This is a genomic window from Chloroflexus sp. (assembly GCF_034432675.1).
In the GTDB taxonomy this organism is placed as follows: domain Bacteria; phylum Chloroflexota; class Chloroflexia; order Chloroflexales; family Chloroflexaceae; genus Chloroflexus.
Genome location: NZ_DAOUBI010000050.1, coordinates 1 through 19,686, shown reverse-complemented (window position 1 = coordinate 19,686; position 19,686 = coordinate 1). Strand labels below are relative to the sequence as shown.

The 19,686-nt window shown below is 56.4% G+C and carries 15 protein-coding genes; 2 read left to right on the top strand and 13 right to left on the bottom strand.

Going from position 1 to position 19,686, the window contains the following annotated elements:
• Positions 1–17: 17 nt before the first annotated feature.
• The 8 genes from fdhD to VAE55_RS04185 all read right to left on the bottom strand — a co-directional run bounded on the left by fdhD (position 18) and on the right by VAE55_RS04185 (position 10,126).
• Complete coding sequence (gene fdhD, locus VAE55_RS04225) at positions 18–878, bottom strand: formate dehydrogenase accessory sulfurtransferase FdhD (protein ID WP_322814560.1); 861 nt, start codon at positions 876–878, stop codon at positions 18–20.
• A gap of 15 nt (positions 879–893) precedes the next feature.
• Positions 894–3,134, bottom strand: coding sequence for an FdhF/YdeP family oxidoreductase (locus VAE55_RS04220; RefSeq protein WP_322814559.1), 2,241 nt, complete (start codon positions 3,132–3,134; stop codon positions 894–896).
• A gap of 1,069 nt (positions 3,135–4,203) precedes the next feature.
• A complete protein-coding gene (locus tag VAE55_RS04210; protein ID WP_322814557.1) occupies positions 4,204–4,614 on the bottom strand; it encodes a hypothetical protein in 411 nt (136 codons plus the stop codon).
• Positions 4,615–4,666: 52 nt separating this feature from the next.
• A complete protein-coding gene (locus VAE55_RS04205) occupies positions 4,667–6,079 on the bottom strand; it encodes a glycosyltransferase family 4 protein (protein WP_322814556.1) in 1,413 nt (470 codons plus the stop codon).
• Positions 6,079–6,603 (bottom strand): type 1 glutamine amidotransferase domain-containing protein, encoded by a 525-nt coding sequence (locus tag VAE55_RS04200; RefSeq protein ID WP_322814555.1) that lies wholly within the window; start codon positions 6,601–6,603, stop codon positions 6,079–6,081. Before VAE55_RS04200 ends, VAE55_RS04205 begins: the two co-directional genes overlap by 1 nt.
• 140 nt (positions 6,604–6,743) lie before the next feature.
• Entirely contained in the window at positions 6,744–7,664 is a 921-nt protein-coding gene (locus tag VAE55_RS04195; RefSeq protein ID WP_322814554.1) for a GGDEF domain-containing protein, read from the bottom strand.
• A 416-nt stretch (positions 7,665–8,080) separates the two neighbouring features.
• Positions 8,081–8,992 (bottom strand): DUF4349 domain-containing protein, encoded by a 912-nt coding sequence (locus VAE55_RS04190; protein WP_322814553.1) that lies wholly within the window; start codon positions 8,990–8,992, stop codon positions 8,081–8,083.
• Between the two features lie 645 nt (positions 8,993–9,637).
• A complete protein-coding gene (locus VAE55_RS04185) occupies positions 9,638–10,126 on the bottom strand; it encodes a putative iron-sulfur cluster-binding metallochaperone (protein WP_322814552.1) in 489 nt (162 codons plus the stop codon).
• 275 nt (positions 10,127–10,401) lie between these two features.
• On the opposite strand from VAE55_RS04185, the gene VAE55_RS04180 reads away from it, so the two are divergent.
• Entirely contained in the window at positions 10,402–12,690 is a 2,289-nt protein-coding gene (locus tag VAE55_RS04180; RefSeq protein ID WP_322814551.1) for a histidine kinase N-terminal 7TM domain-containing protein, read from the top strand.
• 1,001 nt (positions 12,691–13,691) lie between these two features.
• On the opposite strand, the gene VAE55_RS04175 is transcribed toward VAE55_RS04180, so the two are convergent.
• The 5 genes from VAE55_RS04175 to VAE55_RS04155 all read right to left on the bottom strand — a co-directional run bounded on the left by VAE55_RS04175 (position 13,692) and on the right by VAE55_RS04155 (position 19,334).
• Positions 13,692–15,236 (bottom strand): nicotinate phosphoribosyltransferase, encoded by a 1,545-nt coding sequence (locus VAE55_RS04175; RefSeq protein ID WP_322814550.1) that lies wholly within the window; start codon positions 15,234–15,236, stop codon positions 13,692–13,694.
• 378 nt (positions 15,237–15,614) lie between these two features.
• A complete protein-coding gene (locus VAE55_RS04170; RefSeq protein ID WP_322814549.1) occupies positions 15,615–16,718 on the bottom strand; it encodes a metal ABC transporter permease in 1,104 nt (367 codons plus the stop codon).
• Between the two features lie 12 nt (positions 16,719–16,730).
• On the bottom strand, positions 16,731–17,606 hold the full coding sequence (locus VAE55_RS04165) for a metal ABC transporter permease (protein WP_322814548.1): 876 nt from the start codon (positions 17,604–17,606) through the stop codon (positions 16,731–16,733).
• A gap of 20 nt (positions 17,607–17,626) precedes the next feature.
• Positions 17,627–18,403: a metal ABC transporter ATP-binding protein gene (locus VAE55_RS04160; protein ID WP_322814547.1), complete on the bottom strand. Its 777-nt coding sequence runs from the start codon at positions 18,401–18,403 to the stop codon at positions 17,627–17,629.
• A gap of 13 nt (positions 18,404–18,416) precedes the next feature.
• Positions 18,417–19,334: a metal ABC transporter solute-binding protein, Zn/Mn family gene (locus tag VAE55_RS04155; protein WP_322814546.1), complete on the bottom strand. Its 918-nt coding sequence runs from the start codon at positions 19,332–19,334 to the stop codon at positions 18,417–18,419.
• Between the two features lie 129 nt (positions 19,335–19,463).
• On the opposite strand from VAE55_RS04155, the gene VAE55_RS04150 reads away from it, so the two are divergent.
• Positions 19,464–19,686, top strand: a 223-nt coding sequence (locus VAE55_RS04150) for a hypothetical protein (protein WP_322814545.1), incomplete at its 3' end; no start/stop codon positions are given.

The window sequence follows — 19,686 nt, the reverse complement described above, 5'->3', positions numbered from 1 at the left end:
AAAGATGGTAAGTTATTCTACCTACCCTCACCCACCCGTCCGGCACCGGCGTAAATGTTGAACGAGCTTCCCCGCAGAAAGCCGATCAGGGTCATATTAAAATGCTGGGCCAGAGTAACCGCCAGGGTCGAGGGTGCACCGACGGCGGCGACAATCGGAATCTGGGCCATCAACGCCTTTTGCATGATCTCGAAGCTAGCCCGGCCACTCACCAGCAAAATTGATCGCCGCAGTCGGTCCAGGTTGCTCCTGAGCAGATGATCGCCGATCAATTTATCAACCGCATTATGCCGGCCAATATCTTCGTAGAGAGCGTGAATCTGACCGTCAAGCGAGATGAGGGCGGCAGCGTGTAAGCCACCGGTTCGACTGAAGAGTGCCTGTGCCTGTTGCACCCGTTGATCGATCCCGGCCAGCACCGAGCAACGTACCTGCAGGGTCGGATCGTCAATAAGCGGTGTGCATCCGCGTACCTGCAGGGCTTCCAGCGACATCTTCCCGCACACGCCACACGATGACGAGACGAAGAAGAGCCGACGGAGATGATCGAGGTTGAGGTCAAGCTCTGGCCGCAGGGTAACAATCAGAGTGTTGAACCGTGCCTCTTCATCGAGATCGGCGTCAACACAGTAGCGAATGGTCATAATGTCGTAGCGATCACGTACAATCCCTTCGCCGAACAAAAATCCGGCGGCCAGTTCAACATCGGCACCCGGCGTGCGCATCACGGTCGCCAGCGCAATACTCTGTGGATCGCCCGCTGTCGCCAGGCGAATCTCCAGCGGTTCTTCAACAACGACGGTGTCTTTTGTCTGTTGCCAGCGCCCATTGCGTACCTTCAGTATCGTGCGGCGCCGGGTGCTTGCTCGGGTTATCATGCAGTATGCCCCGCGTTAGCGCTGCTCCTGAAGCACTACCTCAGTGATCGGATGGATGCTGACCAGCGCCTTGTATGACGGCACACCCGCCCCTGGGTCGCGCTGATGGGCATCAATCAAGACGTTACCCTCCGGCCAGTGGACCTGGATGTTGCCCGATTTGAGCGGTGCAAACTTGATCCGTGCCCGCATTTCACCAACTGCTGAACGCAAGATGACCCAGTCCCCTTCGCGAACACCGAGTGTGGCCGCATCAACAGGGTTGATGAGCACGTCATCGCGCAGCGCACCATTGAGTGGATCACGTTCATCATGGATGAGCGAGTTGAATTGCTTGCCACGACGGGTCTTTAGCACGAACATACCCGGCGGTAAGGCAGTTGCAGGTGGCTTCAGCGGTGTGAACACCGCTTTTCCATCGGGTGTACCGAACCGACCATCGCGACACAGGATACGCCCACCCCATTGAATATGATCACCGGTCTGGTGCAAATGCTGAATCCCGTTGTATTCGGGAACAATGTGGGCAATTTCGTTCCGAATCTGCTGACCGTCGGCGAAATGGATCAGATGAGCCTGTTCGGGCTTCGTTCGTTCCGCTATGTTGATCAAAATCTCCCACTCACTACGCGCCTCGGCGGGTGGCGGGGCAAGGTAGGGGGAGAAGATGATTTCGCGTTCGGTTGAGGTCTCGGTCCCGCCATCGCGCTGCTCGTAGCGAGTGGCTGCCGGTAGCAAGATGACGGTGTCTGCCGGTTCAACCAGCATCTGCGTGGTGAGCACAATATCCTGGTGTACGCGCAGTGCTGGTCGAGCCAGGGCGGTGCGAATGTAAGCGGGATCGGGCATCGTGTCGAGAAAATTACCACCCACTGCATAGAAGACATCGAGTTCACCGTTGTAGGCGGCATCGAGCATGTCACCGCAGCTCAGCCCTTTCCATTCCGGCACCGCGAATCCCCACTGTTCGCCGAACCAGTGCGCGGTATCGGGTGTGATCGGTTTACCGCCAGGGAAGGTGGTAGCAGTGCATCCCATCTCACCACCGCCCTGTACCCCGCTGTGGCCGCGAATTGGCATCACCCCACAATACTCACGTCCGATGAAGCCACGGGCCAGGGCCAGATTCAGGATCGCTTTCACATTCTCTACCCCGTACTCGTGCTGGGTGATGCCCATGCTCCATACGAACACGGCACTCTTCGCCTGAGCCAGCACCTCGGCAAAGGCCAGCATCTCGCTGCGCGTTGCCCCACTCGCCCGCTCCAGATCGTCCCACGACTGCTGAGCCAGTGCCGCCTGCACCCCCTCAAAGTCGCGCGTATGCGCTGAAATGAAGTCCCAATCCAGCCAGTTGCGCTCGATCAGGTGCTTGAGTGTCCCATTTAGGAAGGCAATATCACCACCGGTGTGAATCTGGAAGAAGCGATCAGCCAATCGGGTACCGAACAATGCACTTTCAAAGACGCTCGGCACCCAATACCGCTCTAGTCCCGGTTCGCGGTAAGGATTGATGACGAAGATACGGGTGCCGTTTTGTTTGGCATAGTAGAGATATTTGGTCGTTACCGGCTGGTTGTTCGGCGCATCACTGCCGATGAAGATTAGCAGATCGGTACCAATCCAATCACGGTAACTACAGGTTGATGCGGCTACCCCTAGCGCCTGCTTCATCGCCGTGGTACTCGGTGCGTGGCAAAGCCGGGCGGCGTTGTCAACGTTGTTCGTGCCGAGAAAACGCGCTACCTTCTGCGCTACATAGTAGGTTTCATTGGTGATCCCACGTGATGTCAGGTAAAACGCCATCCGGTGCGGATCAGTGTTGCGTAGCCGGACAGCAATCTCATTGAGCGCATCATCCCAACTGATTCGCCGAAATCCTGCTTCACCACGTCGACGCAGCATCGGGTACGGGAGACGGCCCAAAGCACGCAGTTCACGCCCGTTCAGGCGTTGTAGGTCGGCTGCATCGTGCAAACGATGAATGTCAAGCGGTGGCATTGTGTTCAAACGCAGCAAATTGAGCCGCACCGTACAGAGATGCACGCCCTTCATCGTGAAATCACGCAATCCGGCTGTTCCCAACGCACAACCGTCGCATACACCTTCACGTAAAATACGCCACGCTTTGCCCAGATTGTCCCGATTTTCCCAGATGGTACGCACGATCTCCCAGTAGTGGTTCGGTTTGACATGGCCCAAACCATTTGGTACAAGACTGACCCACGTCGCAGGATTCCAGCCTCGTCGCTTCATACTGCCTCCTCGCGGTTGCCGTGTGAGGGGATACTAAGGGTATTGTACCAGCAAATACGCGCACGGTAGGTATGTTTGCCGAAGCAAATATTTATCCAGCGTCCAAAATAGTGTGACCAACGCATAGAACTAGAACTTATTTCACAAAAACTGTGCGGTTACGCTCCCAGACGGTCGCACAGACGCATGCACGCTTACCAATTACCCAACAGCATATCCTGCGCTCAGGCTGCCGTAGGTAGCGAGGAGGGCTGACAATCATCTCCGGTGCTATTGCGTACCAGACTGGTTGCCTTGCCCGCTCGTTACGCATGTGTCGCACGGTGTGGCGTGAGACAGAGTGGTTGCTGCACCTGGACTTTGGCCCTTTTTGGGAGGAACTTGCATGTGACAGGCCAGGCTGGTATGGTGAGTAATCAACAGGAAGCACTATCACCTTCCAGGCGGCACGCTATGTAGCAGGACCCCACTCTAAACCACCGTGCCCGCGTTGCGGGTAACCTTATAGACACTCCTGACAGCACACCGACCGGCGTTTCAGCAGGAGCAACACTACCGTCGGGTGGTGGCACTGCTGGTTGGTAACCTGTTTGCGTTCGCCAGACATACCGTCACGCAGGTGTTGCTTGCACTGGGATTGCACGACGCAGAATGGACGGCATCCTACCGCCTGTTCAGTCGGTCACGGCTTGATGAAGCAATCTTGAACAGGTGCCTGATCTGCACCACGCTGAAGCGCTATCTGGTGCATGAGTCGTATTTGATTGAGGATCGACGGGAAACAGCTACCACGCACCAGTCGGACGTTCTCAGGGAAGCCACCCGCTCTTGCTGGTGCTGGTCGGGGAAGAGACATGGCCGCACGGGCAGCGGCGTCCCACCCGCGAGCGGCGAGAGCTGATGTTGTATTCAGTGCATGCCGTTGCGGCGGCGACGAGCTGGACGCTGCCGCTGCCAGTGGAGCAGCTCCTGGCCTGGGTCTACCAGCGCTGCGAACTGGAGAGTGATGTTGGGGTGGTTCTCGCGTATGTAACCGAAACGATGACCCCTTACCTGAACCAATGGTCGCTTATGGAGACTGAACGGCGAACGACACCGTTGGAGCCGGTGTGCCACAGATACCACACCCTGGCGGATCACCGGTTGCCGGTACCCACAGATTGCAATGCGGGCAATGAAAACTGAGCACCCGCGGAACCGGCGTCGGGGAGATTGGTTGAGGGCGCAGTGCGGTTCGTAAACCGACGTGATCGGCAGCACCGAGCAATATCGCCCGTTCGACCCGATCACCGGCAAAGAGCAGGTCGAGCACCATACCCGGTGCCAGTAAATGGCGAGCAGTGATGTTCACGAATGCCGCATCGTCAATCGTGATCGTCTGCTCTGGCCCATGATCCGGCCACGGTTGAACCGCCAGCGTAACGGTCTCGCCGGCAAAGAAGCCGCCGACATTCAAAACCTCTCGAATCACAACCCGCATGAAGCTATCTCCTGTACCGAGTCGGTCATCAGACCAACCACACCCATGATTGTTAGGGATGCTTCCCTTCTAACCCGGCAATCTTCGTCGCCACCGATTGCAAAGCGCCGGTATCATCTTCAGTCAACCCGATCTCGACCATCGCCTGAGCCGCTGTCTGCACCAGCAACGACGCCGGTGCGGTAGGTTGGGGTGATGGGGGCGACGGTGTTGTCTCTGCTTCAACCACCGGTGTCGGATCCCAAAGCGGATCAGGGCGAATGCGCTGTGGTGGCGCCCAGCCATACACCTTCGCCAGAAACTCGATCATCGCCTGTGCTGCACCGGCCAGCGTATGTTCAGTAGCGACGTAAGCCCGCGCCCGTGCTCCCAGTGCGGCTGCCAACGCCGGATCGGTGAGCAGACGCCGACAATAGGCGATAATGAGGTCGGTTTCACTCTCGTCAACATCAACCTGCGCTGCTACATCGGGAGGCAATTCGCAAAACGCATCCACGGCGCTCACCAGAGTTGGCTTCCCTGCACCGAGCAGGCGGAGCAGGCTGGCGCTGGTTTCGCCGGCAGTAGGGTACCGTAAATTCAGGCAGACATCGGTAGCAGCCACGTAGTCCTCAAATTGCGCCCGCGCAACGTAGCCGGTGACGGTCACCGCCTCTTGCAGGCCGAGACGTTGGATAACGCCTTTGAGATCATAATTTGGCGAGACCGAGCCAACCAGCAGACAATGCACATCGATGCCTTCGCGACGCAATCCGGCCACGGCGCGCAGGGTTGGTTCGATCCGCTTCCAGGCGTTGATATGGCCAAAGCTGGCCAGTAGCGGTTGATCGAGTGGTAGACCGAGTCGCTGCCGCGCAGCAATCCGGTCGAGCAACGGCGGCAGTGGCACCCCCATCGGCACGTAACCACAGAGCAGGTCTGGACGGGTTGCGGTTACACGCCGCAACAGGTAATGGCTATGACCGATCACCGCTCTGGCTGCCGCTAACACGTCTTCATTGCAGGGAAAGGCAAACGCAGCTTCGCTGAAGCGCGAACGGATCATCAGTTGGGCAATATGGTCACCGTCGGCACCGTAGCATACACGCATCATAGCCACGTAGCGCTGGACATCGCGCTGAACGTTGGCCGCATACCAGAGCATGAAGTGATGGAGCACAAAATCGTGCAACACGATCACGCCGGGCACACGCTGTGCCATCCACCAGATACCAGCGTGTGCCGGACTGTTGCCCATGTGATAGATGATCGCATCGAACTGTCCACGCCGGGCCATGCGTTCAAGCTGGCGAATCGGCTTAATCGGGAAGTGTTTCGCCAAATGGGGATTGGTTGGCCGTAAACCATCTTCAACGAAGAGCGTCAGCGCGGCATACTGCGCAAGATACGGCAGTAGCTCCTCGCTGTAATCAGAGATCCCTGAAGGAGCCGGATTGACCGGTGAACAGTAGGCAATGCGCAACATTATGCTTGTTCCATCAATGCTGCCACCAGCTCGCGACAGAAGGCCGGAATATCGGCCACAACCCGTCCCCACACCAGATGACCATCGCGAAACGCGGCTTCATCAACCCACAGAGCACCGGCGTTGATCAGATCGTCTTTAATACCGGTTGAGCCGGTAGCCGGACGACCCCGCACAATACCGGCAGAAATCGCGATAGAACCACCGTGACAAATGATCCCGATCACCTTTCCGGCGGCGTCCATTGCCCGCACCAGATCGGTTACCACCTGATAGCGACGCAATTTGTCAGGGGCCCAACCACCGGGGAGCACAAGGCCAGACAACTCATCGGCGTGCAATTCGCCAATCGTCGTGGTTGGCGTAATCTCTAACCCATTCTTTCCCCGCACCGGACGCAGATCAAGTCCGGCAGCCAGCACCTCTGCCCCCTCTTCCTGCAAGCGCATTAACGGCACGTAGAACTCAAGATCTTCTACCCCTTCTGCCAGCAGAATAGCAATCTGTTTTCCTGCCAGTCGCATAGCAGTTCCCCCTCAGTGTAAACATCTATCTGAAATTCCTGAACAGGTCACATCAAAGCAATGTTTAGCTACCCATTATTATTCAGGAAAGCTATCAAGATCCATCTCAACCGGTACGGCACTTTCCCTGTCTTCAGGAATCAGGCTTGAGACAACAACCTGTCAGCACCGGGCCATTGCCGCACACAGTTGCCGCCAGCCGCCTTTGCTGCGTACAAGGCTTTACCGACATGACTCATCAATTCAGCTGCATTGCGTGCATCGCGCGGGAACGAAGCTAATCCGATAGAAATTGTCACCTGAAGATCAAGGGTATCGGGGCGAATGATCGATTCTGCCACCGACAGCCGCCACTGCTCGGCACGTTGAAACGCCGTTTCCGGCATGACACGCGGTAACACCAGAAGCAACTCGTCACTACCATACCGACAAAAGATGTCACCACCACGCACCTGACGCCCAATCAGGCTGGCCAGATGTTGGAGCACAACATCACCGAGAGCACGACCAAATTGCCAGTTCACCTGTTCGAGCTGGTCAATATCGATGAGCGCAACACTCAGCACAATCTGTTCCCGGTCGGCACGGCGCAGTTCACGATCAAGCGTTTCGTTGAGATAACGCCGAGTATACAGGCCGGTGAGCGGATCGCGAATCTGCTCGTTCTGCAATCGCACGGTCAATGCCTGCACCTGCGCACGTGCTTCAGCCAGTTGTTGGCGGCGGGTCAGATCAATCTGCCAGCGAATGCTTGCTGACGTTATGACCCGCGTCAGACTCAAAGACTGTAACTCAGCGATAGTCAGCACTTCATGAACCCCGATCTGCAGTACGTGAGCAGCGCTGGCAGTATCAACCACCACCCCAACCAGTGGTACCTGTTCGGCATAAGCTGCCAGCCCTTCGGGTATCTGCTCGCGCAGATCAATCAGATTAGGTTGACCGGGTGTCACTGTGGAAGCCGGTACTATCTGCCAACCTGAGTCAAGGCAGGTACCGAGTTGAGTAATCAGTGCACTATCAGTCGTTATAATCGGTAGAAATGAAACGACCGATGCCATACAATGCCCCGCAGTCTATGAGCTATGACAACGATAGCACAACTCGCCACGACCGACAAGTAGGGGCGGGTTTTGAAACCGCTCCTACGGATGGTGAAGCTCTGCCTCAAATATGCGGTAAACCGTGATTATCCACACCCTTTACGATGAACGATGGGCACTGTGTTGATGATTACAGATGAATGTGTTTTGTAGGGGCGGGTTCAAAACCTGCCCCTACTATACTATACGCGGGATACGGCGAACGAGGAGTGGCGACAAGGTGCGTCTTGCATCGCGTGCCATGCTTTGCATTGTTCAGAGATGAACAGACTTCATTCTGCACGTAGCAACAGAGGCGACCAGGCGGTCGCCTCTGTTGCTACGTGCATTCGTGACTCATGGTGGAGCATGGAACGACGTTGCAATCTCTCACCTTATGTTCGCTGCCACAGCCGGCGCCGTGCCCAGATAGCGAGCAAAACGAGCGGCAACCAGACCGGCGTCCAGACCAGGAACACAATCACAGCATTTGCCAGAGTCTGGCCGAGCTGGATCAGATTGCGCAGAGCAATGCGGGCCACCTCAAGCGGTTGCCAGGTGTCTTCTTCAATGATCGGGGTTGGTGATGGCACCGGCAGGAGTTCAACCGTAATGGTTGACATTGCCGCGCTCTGTTCGAGATACTGCATCCGACCCTTTATCCACTCAATCTGCTCCTGAATCTCGGTGAGTGCCTGATTTACCATGAGCGCATCGTTGACATTCTGGGTACGAGAGAGCAGATCGAGGAGACGAGCATTCGTTGCTTCGAGATTCCGCAACCGCGCCTCCAGATCGACGTATTCTTCAGTAACATCGCTACCACTGACACTGCGGCGCAGCACTTTGCTGGCCAAACCCTCTGTATCACGCAACACCGCTTCAAAATGCTCATCCGGCACGCGCAAGACAATCGTTACCCGCAGGTCTTCCCCGCTTCCGTACGTTTCGACACTTGCAACAAAGCCGCCAAGCGCTTCCGCTTTTTGCCGCAACACCTGCTCGGCAGCCAGAACATCGGTGACTTCCAGAGCGATGGAGGCGTTTTTGACGATCAGACGCTGCACAGCTGCCTCACTGCCTATCGCCGCTTCTCCACTACTTACACCACCGGCAAACGAAGCGGTGTCTCGTTGGGCAGAAACCGGCGCACCGCTCAACATCGATGCAGGTGTTGGAATTGCCACAAACGCTGGTTCTTCCAACATCATTTCTCCAGGCTGACCAAACAACACGACAGCGCCACCAACCAGTAGTACGATGATTCCGATGACGAATGTGACCCTGAAGCGTTTTAGCCTGTCCATTTTAATCCTCCTGCACGGCGTGTGCGTTAGACCGGCCCTGAAAGATAGACGTAGACAGGGCGGATACAGTTCCGTATAATATCGAACCTGGCGTCATTGTGTTCATATCATGCAGTTCATCGATTACACCAGTCCTACCTCTGAGCGCGGATGTGTAGCACCGGTGTTTCCGCCACGTACACCATGGGATCATACGCCGGCCTGGATACTATCGAGGCAGGCGCATATTGGAACGTTTTCGGTTGCATGTGCTTTGCGGGATAACACGTCAGCATGGATTCCGGTTCGAGGTAGGGTTGCGCATGGCGCAGGGTTTGGAGTGCGGCAGCCATGCTGCCGCAGCAGTCATGCTTACGATATGGCGCGTGGTGTAGCGGTACACCTGCTGGTAATGGTCATACCGGACGGTCGCGTCGTGCGCAATGGATGGAATGAGTGGCTGGAACAGGACGAGGTAAGGTGATGCACTGGCACAGGCTGGAAGCCAACTCTACGGAAAGCCACATCGGTGCCACGCTGCGGGCACCGTGGGATGATCTACCGCGGATGTCCCTGGCAATAATGCACAGTAGCATAGAGGATGGGGGCAATTATCGTGCAAATCGTCAATCCAGCACTTCGACTAAGCAAGGAAGCGATACAAAATTATGTCAACGCAACCCGCTTTGCAACCTGCTGCACATTCCCCAGACAGCACGATCCCTGCGGATTGCGCACATCACACGCACATTGATCTGCCGCAATACCGGCTTTAATGTCAGCAATCACCGCTGCCCGCGCCTCTGGCGAAGCCCATTGGATGTCGCCTACCCGATGTTGAAAACAGTAGCATACCAGCACATCTGGACGGTCTGGCTCTTTCTGATACACCCGCTCACGGATCTGGTCTACAGTCAACGTTTGACCGTTATCGGCGGCAAAATAGACCACCGGACAATGTTGTGAACGGCAAAAGAACCATAAGGATGACGCCTGCACCCGGCGCAGGCTAATCGCCACCAGTGCCTTTACTGTCTGCAAGCCTACTCGTTTACCGGATGCACCACACACCGGACACGATGCGGTCTGTCGGCGAAGGGTATTTAATTCACACGTAGCCGATTCTGCCGGCGAGCACTTGCATGGTGTAGTCATACTATTCCGCTCGTGCAAGTATTGTTTGATCGCAACAACACCATACACCTTCCAGCAACTGGAAGGTCAAGAGGGATGGATAGTGAAAAAGTATATCATTCTGAAGATCGTGTGTAAGGATTTGATGTTTCTTCGTTCAATGTTTTGGAGTACAATGAGTAATACATCAATCCCATTACCGGAAAGGGCAGTTCTCCGAGCACAGGTGATGAAGAGCAGAGGTGCGCCATCTGCATCACACATACGCGAGAAAAGTTTTGATCTGGAGCATAGGCATGGCGTCTCTTCCCTTCGTGATGATCTATCTCATCCCGGCAATTATTGCCACCGGGCTGGCGATTGTCATGTGGCAACGTCGTTACTATCGCGGAGGACGCCCCTTCACGCTCCTGCTGGCAGCGATTGCCTGGTGGAATCTCTGCCATGCGTTGAGCATCGCCGATACGACATTTGAAGGGACGCTCTTCTGGTCATTACTCCAAAATGTGGGGATTGTGCTGATTGGGCCATGCTGGCTCTTAATCGCACTGGCATACTCTGGTGAATGGTGGCGCGTTGATCGCCGGATTCGGCGCGGTATTTTCATACCCGAATTGATTGCACTGATCTTCGCCCTTACCAACAACCTGCACTACCTTTGGTGGTCTACGGTTGTTGCCGATACGTCACGACCATTCCTCTGGCTCTCGGTTACCCGTGGGCCGGCCTTCTGGTTTCATAGCATGTATGCCTACCTCTGTCTAGCGACCGGCATTATCATTCTCATCCGTGCCTCGGCACAGGCCCCGCCGGTGCATCGCTACCATTCCCGGCTGATGTTGGCAGCAGCCCTCATCCCGGCAGTCGGGAACATCGCCTTTCTTAGCGGCCTCAAGGTACCATGGAATGATGATCCGACACCAATTCTGCTCCTCATTTCGGCAGCCCTGGCAATGTACACCACGATGCGCTACCAGCTTTTTGATCTGGCACCACTGGCCGAACAGGAAGTGATTGCTGGTCTGCCCGATGGCTTAATTGTGCTCGACAGCCGTGGCCTGGTGGCTGAAATCAACCAACACGCACCACGATTATTAGGTATCCAGCAGGGGCGCTGGATCGGCAGGTCCCTAACCAGCCTGATCGTCAACTCGCCGTTTGAGCGGGATTTGCAGCGGTTACTCAATACGCCGGTTTCCGGACCTTCCCGTCCTGTCATCTGCGAAAATAGCACCCAGGCGATTGAAGTGCGCCTCCGCCCACTCCAATCGGCGGCTGGAATTACCACCGGCTCATTGCTTTTGATCCGCGATGTCAGTGAGCGTATACGTGCCGAACAAGAGCGCGCACGCCACATTGCAGCCCTGCGTCTTATCAACAGTATTGCCCGCAGCGCCAACACTGCCCAAGAGACATCCACCCTGCTCAAGACGATTGCGCACATTATCGTGCAGGAAGGCCATTGGGAGAGGGTAGCAATTGGCCTGATTGATAACGCACAGCACATTCACGTTGTCATTGATGCCACAGCAACAGGCTGTGGTCGTTTGCATGACCAGATCATTAGCGCCGCCGCCGCCAGTGCCCTGATTGAGCGTATTCAGCACGGACGTCCTGAACTCATCAATCTAGGCGAACTCACCGTCGAAGATCCACTGGCTATCGCGTTACAACAAGAAGGGCTGCAATCGTTATTGCTGGCCCCCCTGCGTCACGATCAACACGCGGCAGGGATTTTGGGCCTGGCTTCGAGTGAAACCAAGAGCATGACGCCAACCCTTACCGAGCTGGTGATTGCTATTGGCGAATTGATTACCGATGCACTCATCCGGATTCGGCTCTACGAAGAGGTGCAACGTGCAGATCGGCTCAAAACCGGCTTTCTGGCTACCGTCAGCCACGAACTACGCACTCCCCTTACCACCATCATCGGCTACACCGATATGTTACGCCGTGGTGTCCTGGGTGACTTGAGTCCCGAAATCCAGGAGACATTGCATTATATGCGCCAGGCCAGTCTCAATCTGATGCGCCTGATTAGCGATATTCTTGAGTTCTCGCGGATGGAAGCCGGTCAGTTGACCATCGATATCGAACCGGTACCGGTTCCGGTTATTGTTCAGAATGTGGTTGGTCAGATGCAACCCCAGATCCGCGAACATCAGCTTCATCTGATGGTCAATATTCCACCTGACTTACCAATGATTCAAGCCAATGCGGGTCGTCTCGAGCAGGTTTTGATCAATCTTCTGAGTAATGCGATCAAGTTCAATCGTCCGCAAGGACTGATCGAGATCAAAGCCGAGACTCGTGGTGAGTGGGTACGCATCAGCGTGCGCGACACCGGCATTGGGATTGCCCCAGCCGATCAGGAACGAATCTTCGAGGAGTTTGAGCGCGTCAAGCAAAAGAACGGCCAAACGATCAGCGGAGTTGGTCTGGGGCTGGCGATCTCTCGGCGGCTGATTCAACACATGGGCGGCAAGATCGGGGTCGAGAGTACGCCTGGAGAAGGATCGACCTTCTTTTGCGACTTGCCAGTTGTACCGGTATCGCGTACTATTGGAGCACAGGCCGACGTATGACCGTACCCCCGATTCTGTTCTAAGCCGTCATCTCTCTCGCTGCTGGGCAGCGGCCACTCCTAACGCACCGGGCGTTACCCGGATTGTCGTCGTGGCGGCGATGCGAGCGAACGGGGTGGTTCGACGAACATCAGCAATGTATTCTCCCACCCTTGGCCCGCCCCACGCACCTTGCTCCCCATCAGTCGGCGCAGTCGCCTGGCCGCCGGCATTGCTGCCGACGCCGGTCGGCTCTTACCCGACCGTTTCACCCCTTACCGGAAATCCGGCGGGACTGTTCTCTGTTGCCGTCTTGCGTCACCGGCAGATTACTCCACCGGTGCCCCCGCTTGCTGTTTCGCGGGGCGACCTTCCACACGATGGTGGGCGGGGAGTCGGGAAGTTCCTCTGGGGTCAACCCCAGCGACGGCCCGTCATACGTCGGCACCATCTGTAAGTATAGCACACCAGGAGCGGATTACCAGTATAGATTTTTGTCTACATCATGTTAATAATTCTGGTACTGGAGCGTTACCAGGTGTGCCACCGGCGAGCAGTAGGGGCACGGCATGCGATGACGGCGTAGGGGCACGGCATGCGACGGCAGCGTAGGGGCACGACATGCGGCGGTAGCGTAGGGGCACGGCATGCCGTACCCCTACAGGTCAGGGTCATTGGTCAGCGTGTTATTATCCTACCAGTGCAGAACTCAACCATCACAGCATTCGTATCAGCGATCTACGTGCGAAGTCGTTTGGTTGTCGGCGGCGGCGTAGGGGCGACGCATGCGTCGCCCCTACAGGCCAGGGTCATCAGCGGCTGGCGTGTGATGAATTCTAGCCTACCTGTGTAGAATCTCAATCATAACAGCATTCGTATCAGCAATCTACGTGCGAAGTGAAGAGTCTACCTTCCCGCTCTGATTGGATAGCAGGACGAACGCCATGCTTTCACACCAGACAGCAGTAGGTACGCTGCGCAAGATTAGAATTTTCGCATTATGTCAATCATCACAACCGGTGCTACATTTGAAAGCGGTTGAGCAACTCTTGTTTCATATCCCACAGCCGTTGGCTGAGCGAGACGTGATAGATGTGCGGATTCATGATGCGTCGCACCCCAAGATCGAGCCGCTCAACATCGGCGTACCGCCGCGCCCGCATCTGCTCGATTGGTTGTGGCTCGATCAGGCGCCGTCCTGCCACCATTGCCGGCTCAAGCAACGGCTCAATCCCGGTTAAATCGGCCCGCACAACTACCCGCTGACGAGCATGATCGCTGGGGTGGCGTAGCCGAATCAGGTCTTCCTGGGTCGGGTCTTCGTCCTCAAGTGCAATCAGATCTGCGGTGGCCTTGCCCCGAGCATCGTACAATCGCCAGACCCGCTTCAGGCCGGGATTGGTCAGTTTGACCGCACTTTCGGCGATCTTAATTGCGGGTTGCCATTCGCGTCCATCGTGCAACGCTACCAGCTTGTAGACACCTCCCAACGCCCCTTCACCGTGTGAGGTCACCAACCGTGTACCAACACCGTACACTAGACGGCGAATAATGGCATTGGCATCGGCATTGTAGCGCGGCGCTTCCTGAACGATCTGGCTTTGAATCTGCCAGATCACCAGTTCATCGAGGTCATTGGAAAGCACAATAACAGTATCGGGAAAACCGGCCCGATCAAGCATCAACGCTGTCTGAATTGCCAGATACGCCAGATCACCCGAATCAAGACGCACACCAACCGGTTTGTGGCCTTTCGCCCGCAACTCTTCAAAGACCCGAATCGCATTGGGCAGACCGCTGTTCAGCGTGTCAATCGTATCGACCAGTAACAGACAATCGTCGGGATAGACCTCGGCGTAGGCGCGGAAGGCGTCGAGTTCACTCATGCCGAGGGCCAGAAATGCCTGCACCATGGCATGGGCATGCGTTCCTTTGGCAGTCTGCCCGACGGTATGGGCCAGACCGACATTCGAGGTAAAATCGGCACCACCGATCAGCGCAGCACGGGTGCCGGCATTGGCGCCCATCCCCTGGCCGCGACGCAGGCCGAATTCCAGCACCGTGCTGGCACCACTTGCCTCGCGAATACGGCTGGCTTTGGTAGCAACCAGTGTCTGGTAATTGAGATGATTGAGCAGCGCTGTTTCCAGAATCTGCGCCATGAGCAATGGCCCGCGCACAATCGTCATTGGCGCCTGGGCATGAACTACCCGACCCTCCGGGACGGCCCACAGCGTCATCCCACCAAAATGGCCATGCCGACTCAGGTAGGTTAGAAAATCTTCGGCGAAGATCGGGTTACCGACCCGATTCCGCTGATTACGCAATACTTCAAGCTCGGCAGGGCCAAAGCACGCCGTCTCCATCCAGTCAAGGAGCCATTCCAGACCGGCGGCAATGCAGTACCCGGCAGCGTGCAAGCCGTAGTTCGGGGGCTGGCGGAAGAAATGATCAAATTGCGCCATGCGTTCGTGAATACCCATCCGAAAATAGAGTTGGGCCATTGTTAATTGATACTGATCGGTGAAGAGGATGCCAGTAGCAGTACGCTGTTGGACGTTGTTCATACAAGCCTCGCTGTATAGTGTAAATTATACACTAATATACCAGCGTAGGACGGCGCTGTCAATAGTTGTGAGGATAGCGGGTGAGCGTGCCAGAAGGCGCAGATCATGCCTTCGCCTGATAACCAGGTCATATCACCTGGCGTTGAGCGTGACTGATGTGGAAGTATGGCTTCTGTCCTTCAAACACGCGACACGCGGATGGCTGGATGGAAAGGGATATTGCTGGTGTAGCACGTAGTGGGTGGTGATCAACGGTAGTGTCGGTGCGCGCCGGAGGTACGCGCTCCCAGGGGCCAGCGCTGCGCTGGCCCGCGATGGGACAACACTCAGGTGCGGTGTCAGAGTGATGATTGGATAGCAGGTGCCAGCAATACACCACTACCTGACACTCGCTTCAGCGGCAAACAACCGACCCTGTTCAGTCAAGACCAGCATGTCACCGCGGCGCTGTACCAGCCCATGTTGCTCTGCCTGCCGCACAATCGCGCCGGCAAAAGCCTCCGGCCAGTGCAGCTCTTCGATCAGATGGCGCGGATGACATTCCACACTGGCCTCCTGAGTTCCTTCGTGATTGAGCAGATGGAGCGTCAACATCTGAAGCGCAAACCGTTCTCGGTTGATCTGCTGCTGGCGAAGTTGGGCTACAATTCCCTGCCGTGGCGCAAACAGGAACGCCAGTAGAAAGCAAAGACCGGTCATGGTCGCCATGGTGCCGGCAATCGAGACATCAAACCAGCGGGCCAGCCAGTAACCACTGAGTGCAGATGCAATCCCAATCGCTACACTGAGCAGGATCATCCGCAGCAGACGGTCGGTGAGCAGATATGCCGTAGCCGGCGGCGCCACCATCAATGCAATCACCAGGATTGAGCCAACCGCATCAAATGCAGTCACTGCGGTCAGCGAGACACTCGTCATCAGCCCATAATGAATCAGAGCCGGCGCGAAACCGAGCGTGGTCGCTAGCGCCGGATCGAACGTTGCCAGTTTTAGCTCTTTGTAAAAGAGCACAAGCAGGATAAGATTGAGCATTAGCGTCCCACTACCTACCACCAGCGCACGGGGCAGGCTTAGTCCAAAAAGATCGATCCGGTCGAAGGGCGCGAATGCCAGTTCACCGAGCAAGACGCTATCGGTATCAAGATGAACATTGCTGGCAAAGCGTGAGATGAGTAGAACCGCCAGACTGAATAGCGCCGGAAAGACCATACCAATCGCCGCATCTTCGTGCATCAGTCGACTACCACTCATCAGCTCCACCAGCCATACTGTCAGTACGCCCATCGCAACAGCGCCGGCAAACAGGAGCGGCGAGGAGAGATTGCCACTGATCAGATACGCCAGCACGATGCCGAGCAACACGGTATGACTGATAGCATCGCTGAGCATCGCCATCCGGCGTAAGACCAGAAAGACACCGGGAAGCGTGCAGGCAGCCGCAATGATCACCGCAATTAATTGCACTTCAAGTTGAGGACTCATGCGCTACCTCGTTCAATCAAGAGCAAACACTCGTCGGCGACGCATGCGACGCCAGATCAGGCCACGTTCAGGCGCCAGCAGGAGAGAGAGCATGGTAAACAGACTCATGACGAGCACAATCAGCGGGCCGGTGGTCAGACCTTCGCCCAGGGTGCTGATCCACGCCCCGATGAGAGAAGCCAGTGCCCCAAAACCGGCAGCCAGCACAACCATATATTCGAGCCGATTTGTCCACTGACGGGCGGCCACAGCAGGCGCGATTAGCATTGCACTCATCAGTACAACGCCAACCGTTTGCAGGCCGATCACGATTGCCACGACGATGATCCCGGTCAGCAGCACTTCAAACCGACGCACCGGCACGCCGAGACTACGGGCAAAATCGGGGTCGAAACTGATCAGCTTCACCTGGGGCCAAAAGATCAGTACCAGGAAAAGGGCAGGTAAACCGATAGCCAGCATGGCCCAGAGATCACGCTCGATCAATGCCGCCGCCTGCCCGAAGAGAAAACTCTTCAATCCGGCCTGGGCAGCGTGAGGCTGTCGTTGCAAATACGAGAGCAAAACCAGGCCGAACCCGAAAAACACGGCCAGAGTCAGGGCCAGTGCAGCATCATCTTTTATGCGCGTAGTACGCACGACCGCCAGCAACCAGAGTGCCGCCACCAGGGCAGCAACGGCAGCGCCAATAAGGAGAGAGAATGGATCGCGCTGACCGGTGATCAGAAAGGCGAGCGCAATGCCGGGCAGCGCAGCGTGTGACATTGCATCGCCGAGCAATGCCTGACGGCGCAGAACCGCGAAGCTGCCGAGGAAACCACTGATCGCGCCGATCAGCATTGTCCCCAGGGTGACATTGCGGAAGGTGTAGTCGGTAAACAGTTCCATAACCGCTCCGGTTACGCTGATCAATCGCCTGGTGCCGGGGTTGGCCGGGCAGCAGGTGCCGTGTCGGTGGGTGTATGCAACAGAGCGAGACGACCACCATACGTTGCCCGCAGATTCGCCTCGGTAAAGACCTCGGCAACCAGGCCGGCAGCAATTCGCCGCACGTTAATGAGCGCAACGTGATCGAAATACTCGGTCACGGTCTGCAAATCATGGTGTACAACAACAACCGTCTTGCCGGCAGCTCGCAGGTCGCGTAAAACGTTGATGATGGCGCGCTCGGTCACGGCATCAACGCCTTGAAACGGTTCATCCATCACGTAGATTTCAGCCGCCTGCGCCAGCGCACGGGCCAGGAAGACACGCTGCTGTTGACCACCCGAAAGCTGACCGATCTGGCGATGGGCGAAATCGGCCATCTGGACCTGGGCAAGAGCGGCTAGCGCCACGTCCCGCTCGGCCCGGCCCGGACGACGGAACCAGCCGAGATGTCCGTAGCGTCCCATCAGCACCACATCAAGCACCGTCGTCGGAAAATCCCAATCAACGCTGCTGCGTTGCGGCACGTAAGCGATCAGATGCCGTTGCTGGTGGTATGGCCGGCCAAATATGCGTACACTTCCTGCAGCCGGCCTGACCAGTCCCAGCATGGCTTTGAGAAGCGTCGTCTTGCCGGCGCCATTGGGGCCGACAATCGCCATCAACACACCACGGGGAACCTGAAGATCAACATCCCATAGAACCGGCTTATCACCGTAGGCAACGGTCATATCTTCGATGTCAACTGCAACTTCCATTGCAACCTCCGCTTTAGGGCATGAGCGCAGCCACAATCGTCTGCATATTGTGGCGCATCATACCGAAATAGGTACCTGCTGGGCCATCAGCATCACCGAGCGAGTCAGAATACAACTCACCACCGACCCGCACCTCGTGGCCGGCTGCACGGGCAGCACTCTGGACTGCTTCAATTGTGCGCGGCGATACGCTCGTCTCGACAAAGATTGCCGGGATGCGTTCCGTTACCACGAGCGTCGTGAGATCATGGATAGTCGCGGCACTGGCTTCGCTGGCGGTACTGATACCCTGCACAGCCTCAACCCGAAAACCGTAAGCCTGCCCAAAGTAGTTAAACGCATCATGAGCCGTCACCAGAATCCGCCGTTCAGGAGGCACCTGTTCAGCCAGCGCACGCAGATCGGCATCAAGCGCCTGTAAATCGTTGAGGTATTGCTCACTGCGCTGCTGATAGATTGCTCGACCGTCCGGATCAAGATCAATCAACGCATCACGGATCGCAATGACTGCATAGCGCCAGCGCTGTGGATCGTGCCAGACGTGTGGATCATACGCCTTCTCATCATCTTCCCAGCGCAAACGCATCTCTACCGGCACAGCTTCCGCGACCGCGATCACTGGTATCGTACCACTCTGTTTGATACTATCAAAAACCCGCGCAAGGTTCGCTTCCAGATGAAGACCGTTGTAGAGGATCAGACGTGCTTCTTGCAAGGCAAACAGATCACTCTCGGTGGCAAGGTAGGTGTGGGGATCGATGCCAGGCCCAAGCAGTGTGTGGAGCGCCACCCGATCACCGGCAATCGCCTGAACTGCATCGGCTATCGGGCCGGTGGTAGCCACAACTCGCAGACGGCCATCGGTCGCCGGTGCTGTACAGCCGGTTAGGATGAGTAGTAAAATAGTGATTAAGGAATAACGAAAAAGCATATACACCAAACCTAAAACATTTTTTAGTCTTAGCTAAATCTACCAGATACGAGATAGATTGTCAAGGGTAGGCAAGAGTCTCTCTATAACACGCAGCAATTGGGACACGGATGGACGCGGGTTGGGCGGATGCGCACGGATCGATTGGAAGCACTGGTTTTCCGCAGCGGTGGGGATTGCCGGTGGGACGCGGATGCGCACGGGTTGGGCGGATATACGCGGATCGATTGGAAGCACTGGTTTTCCGCAGGGTGGGTATTGCCGGTGGGACGCGGATGCGCACGGGTTGGGCGGATGCGCACGGATCGATTGGAAGCACTGGTTTTCCGCAGGGTGGGGATTGCCGGTGGGA

Bases quoted from the DNA above. Each gene is read 5' to 3' on its own strand.
- fdhD (WP_322814560.1), bottom strand. From the start codon at position 878: ATGATAACCCGAGCAAGCACCCGGCGCCGCACGATACTGAAGGTACGC.
- VAE55_RS04220 (WP_322814559.1), bottom strand. From the start codon at position 3,134: ATGAAGCGACGAGGCTGGAATCCTGCGACGTGGGTCAGTCTTGTACCA.
- VAE55_RS04210 (WP_322814557.1), bottom strand. From the start codon at position 4,614: ATGCGGGTTGTGATTCGAGAGGTTTTGAATGTCGGCGGCTTCTTTGCC.
- VAE55_RS04205 (WP_322814556.1), bottom strand. From the start codon at position 6,079: ATGTTGCGCATTGCCTACTGTTCACCGGTCAATCCGGCTCCTTCAGGG.
- VAE55_RS04200 (WP_322814555.1), bottom strand. From the start codon at position 6,603: ATGCGACTGGCAGGAAAACAGATTGCTATTCTGCTGGCAGAAGGGGTA.
- VAE55_RS04195 (WP_322814554.1), bottom strand. From the start codon at position 7,664: ATGGCATCGGTCGTTTCATTTCTACCGATTATAACGACTGATAGTGCA.
- VAE55_RS04190 (WP_322814553.1), bottom strand. From the start codon at position 8,992: ATGGACAGGCTAAAACGCTTCAGGGTCACATTCGTCATCGGAATCATC.
- VAE55_RS04185 (WP_322814552.1), bottom strand. From the start codon at position 10,126: ATGACTACACCATGCAAGTGCTCGCCGGCAGAATCGGCTACGTGTGAA.
- VAE55_RS04180 (WP_322814551.1), top strand. From the start codon at position 10,402: ATGGCGTCTCTTCCCTTCGTGATGATCTATCTCATCCCGGCAATTATT.
- VAE55_RS04175 (WP_322814550.1), bottom strand. From the start codon at position 15,236: ATGAACAACGTCCAACAGCGTACTGCTACTGGCATCCTCTTCACCGAT.
- VAE55_RS04170 (WP_322814549.1), bottom strand. From the start codon at position 16,718: ATGAGTCCTCAACTTGAAGTGCAATTAATTGCGGTGATCATTGCGGCT.
- VAE55_RS04165 (WP_322814548.1), bottom strand. From the start codon at position 17,606: ATGGAACTGTTTACCGACTACACCTTCCGCAATGTCACCCTGGGGACA.
- VAE55_RS04160 (WP_322814547.1), bottom strand. From the start codon at position 18,403: ATGGAAGTTGCAGTTGACATCGAAGATATGACCGTTGCCTACGGTGAT.
- VAE55_RS04155 (WP_322814546.1), bottom strand. From the start codon at position 19,334: ATGCTTTTTCGTTATTCCTTAATCACTATTTTACTACTCATCCTAACC.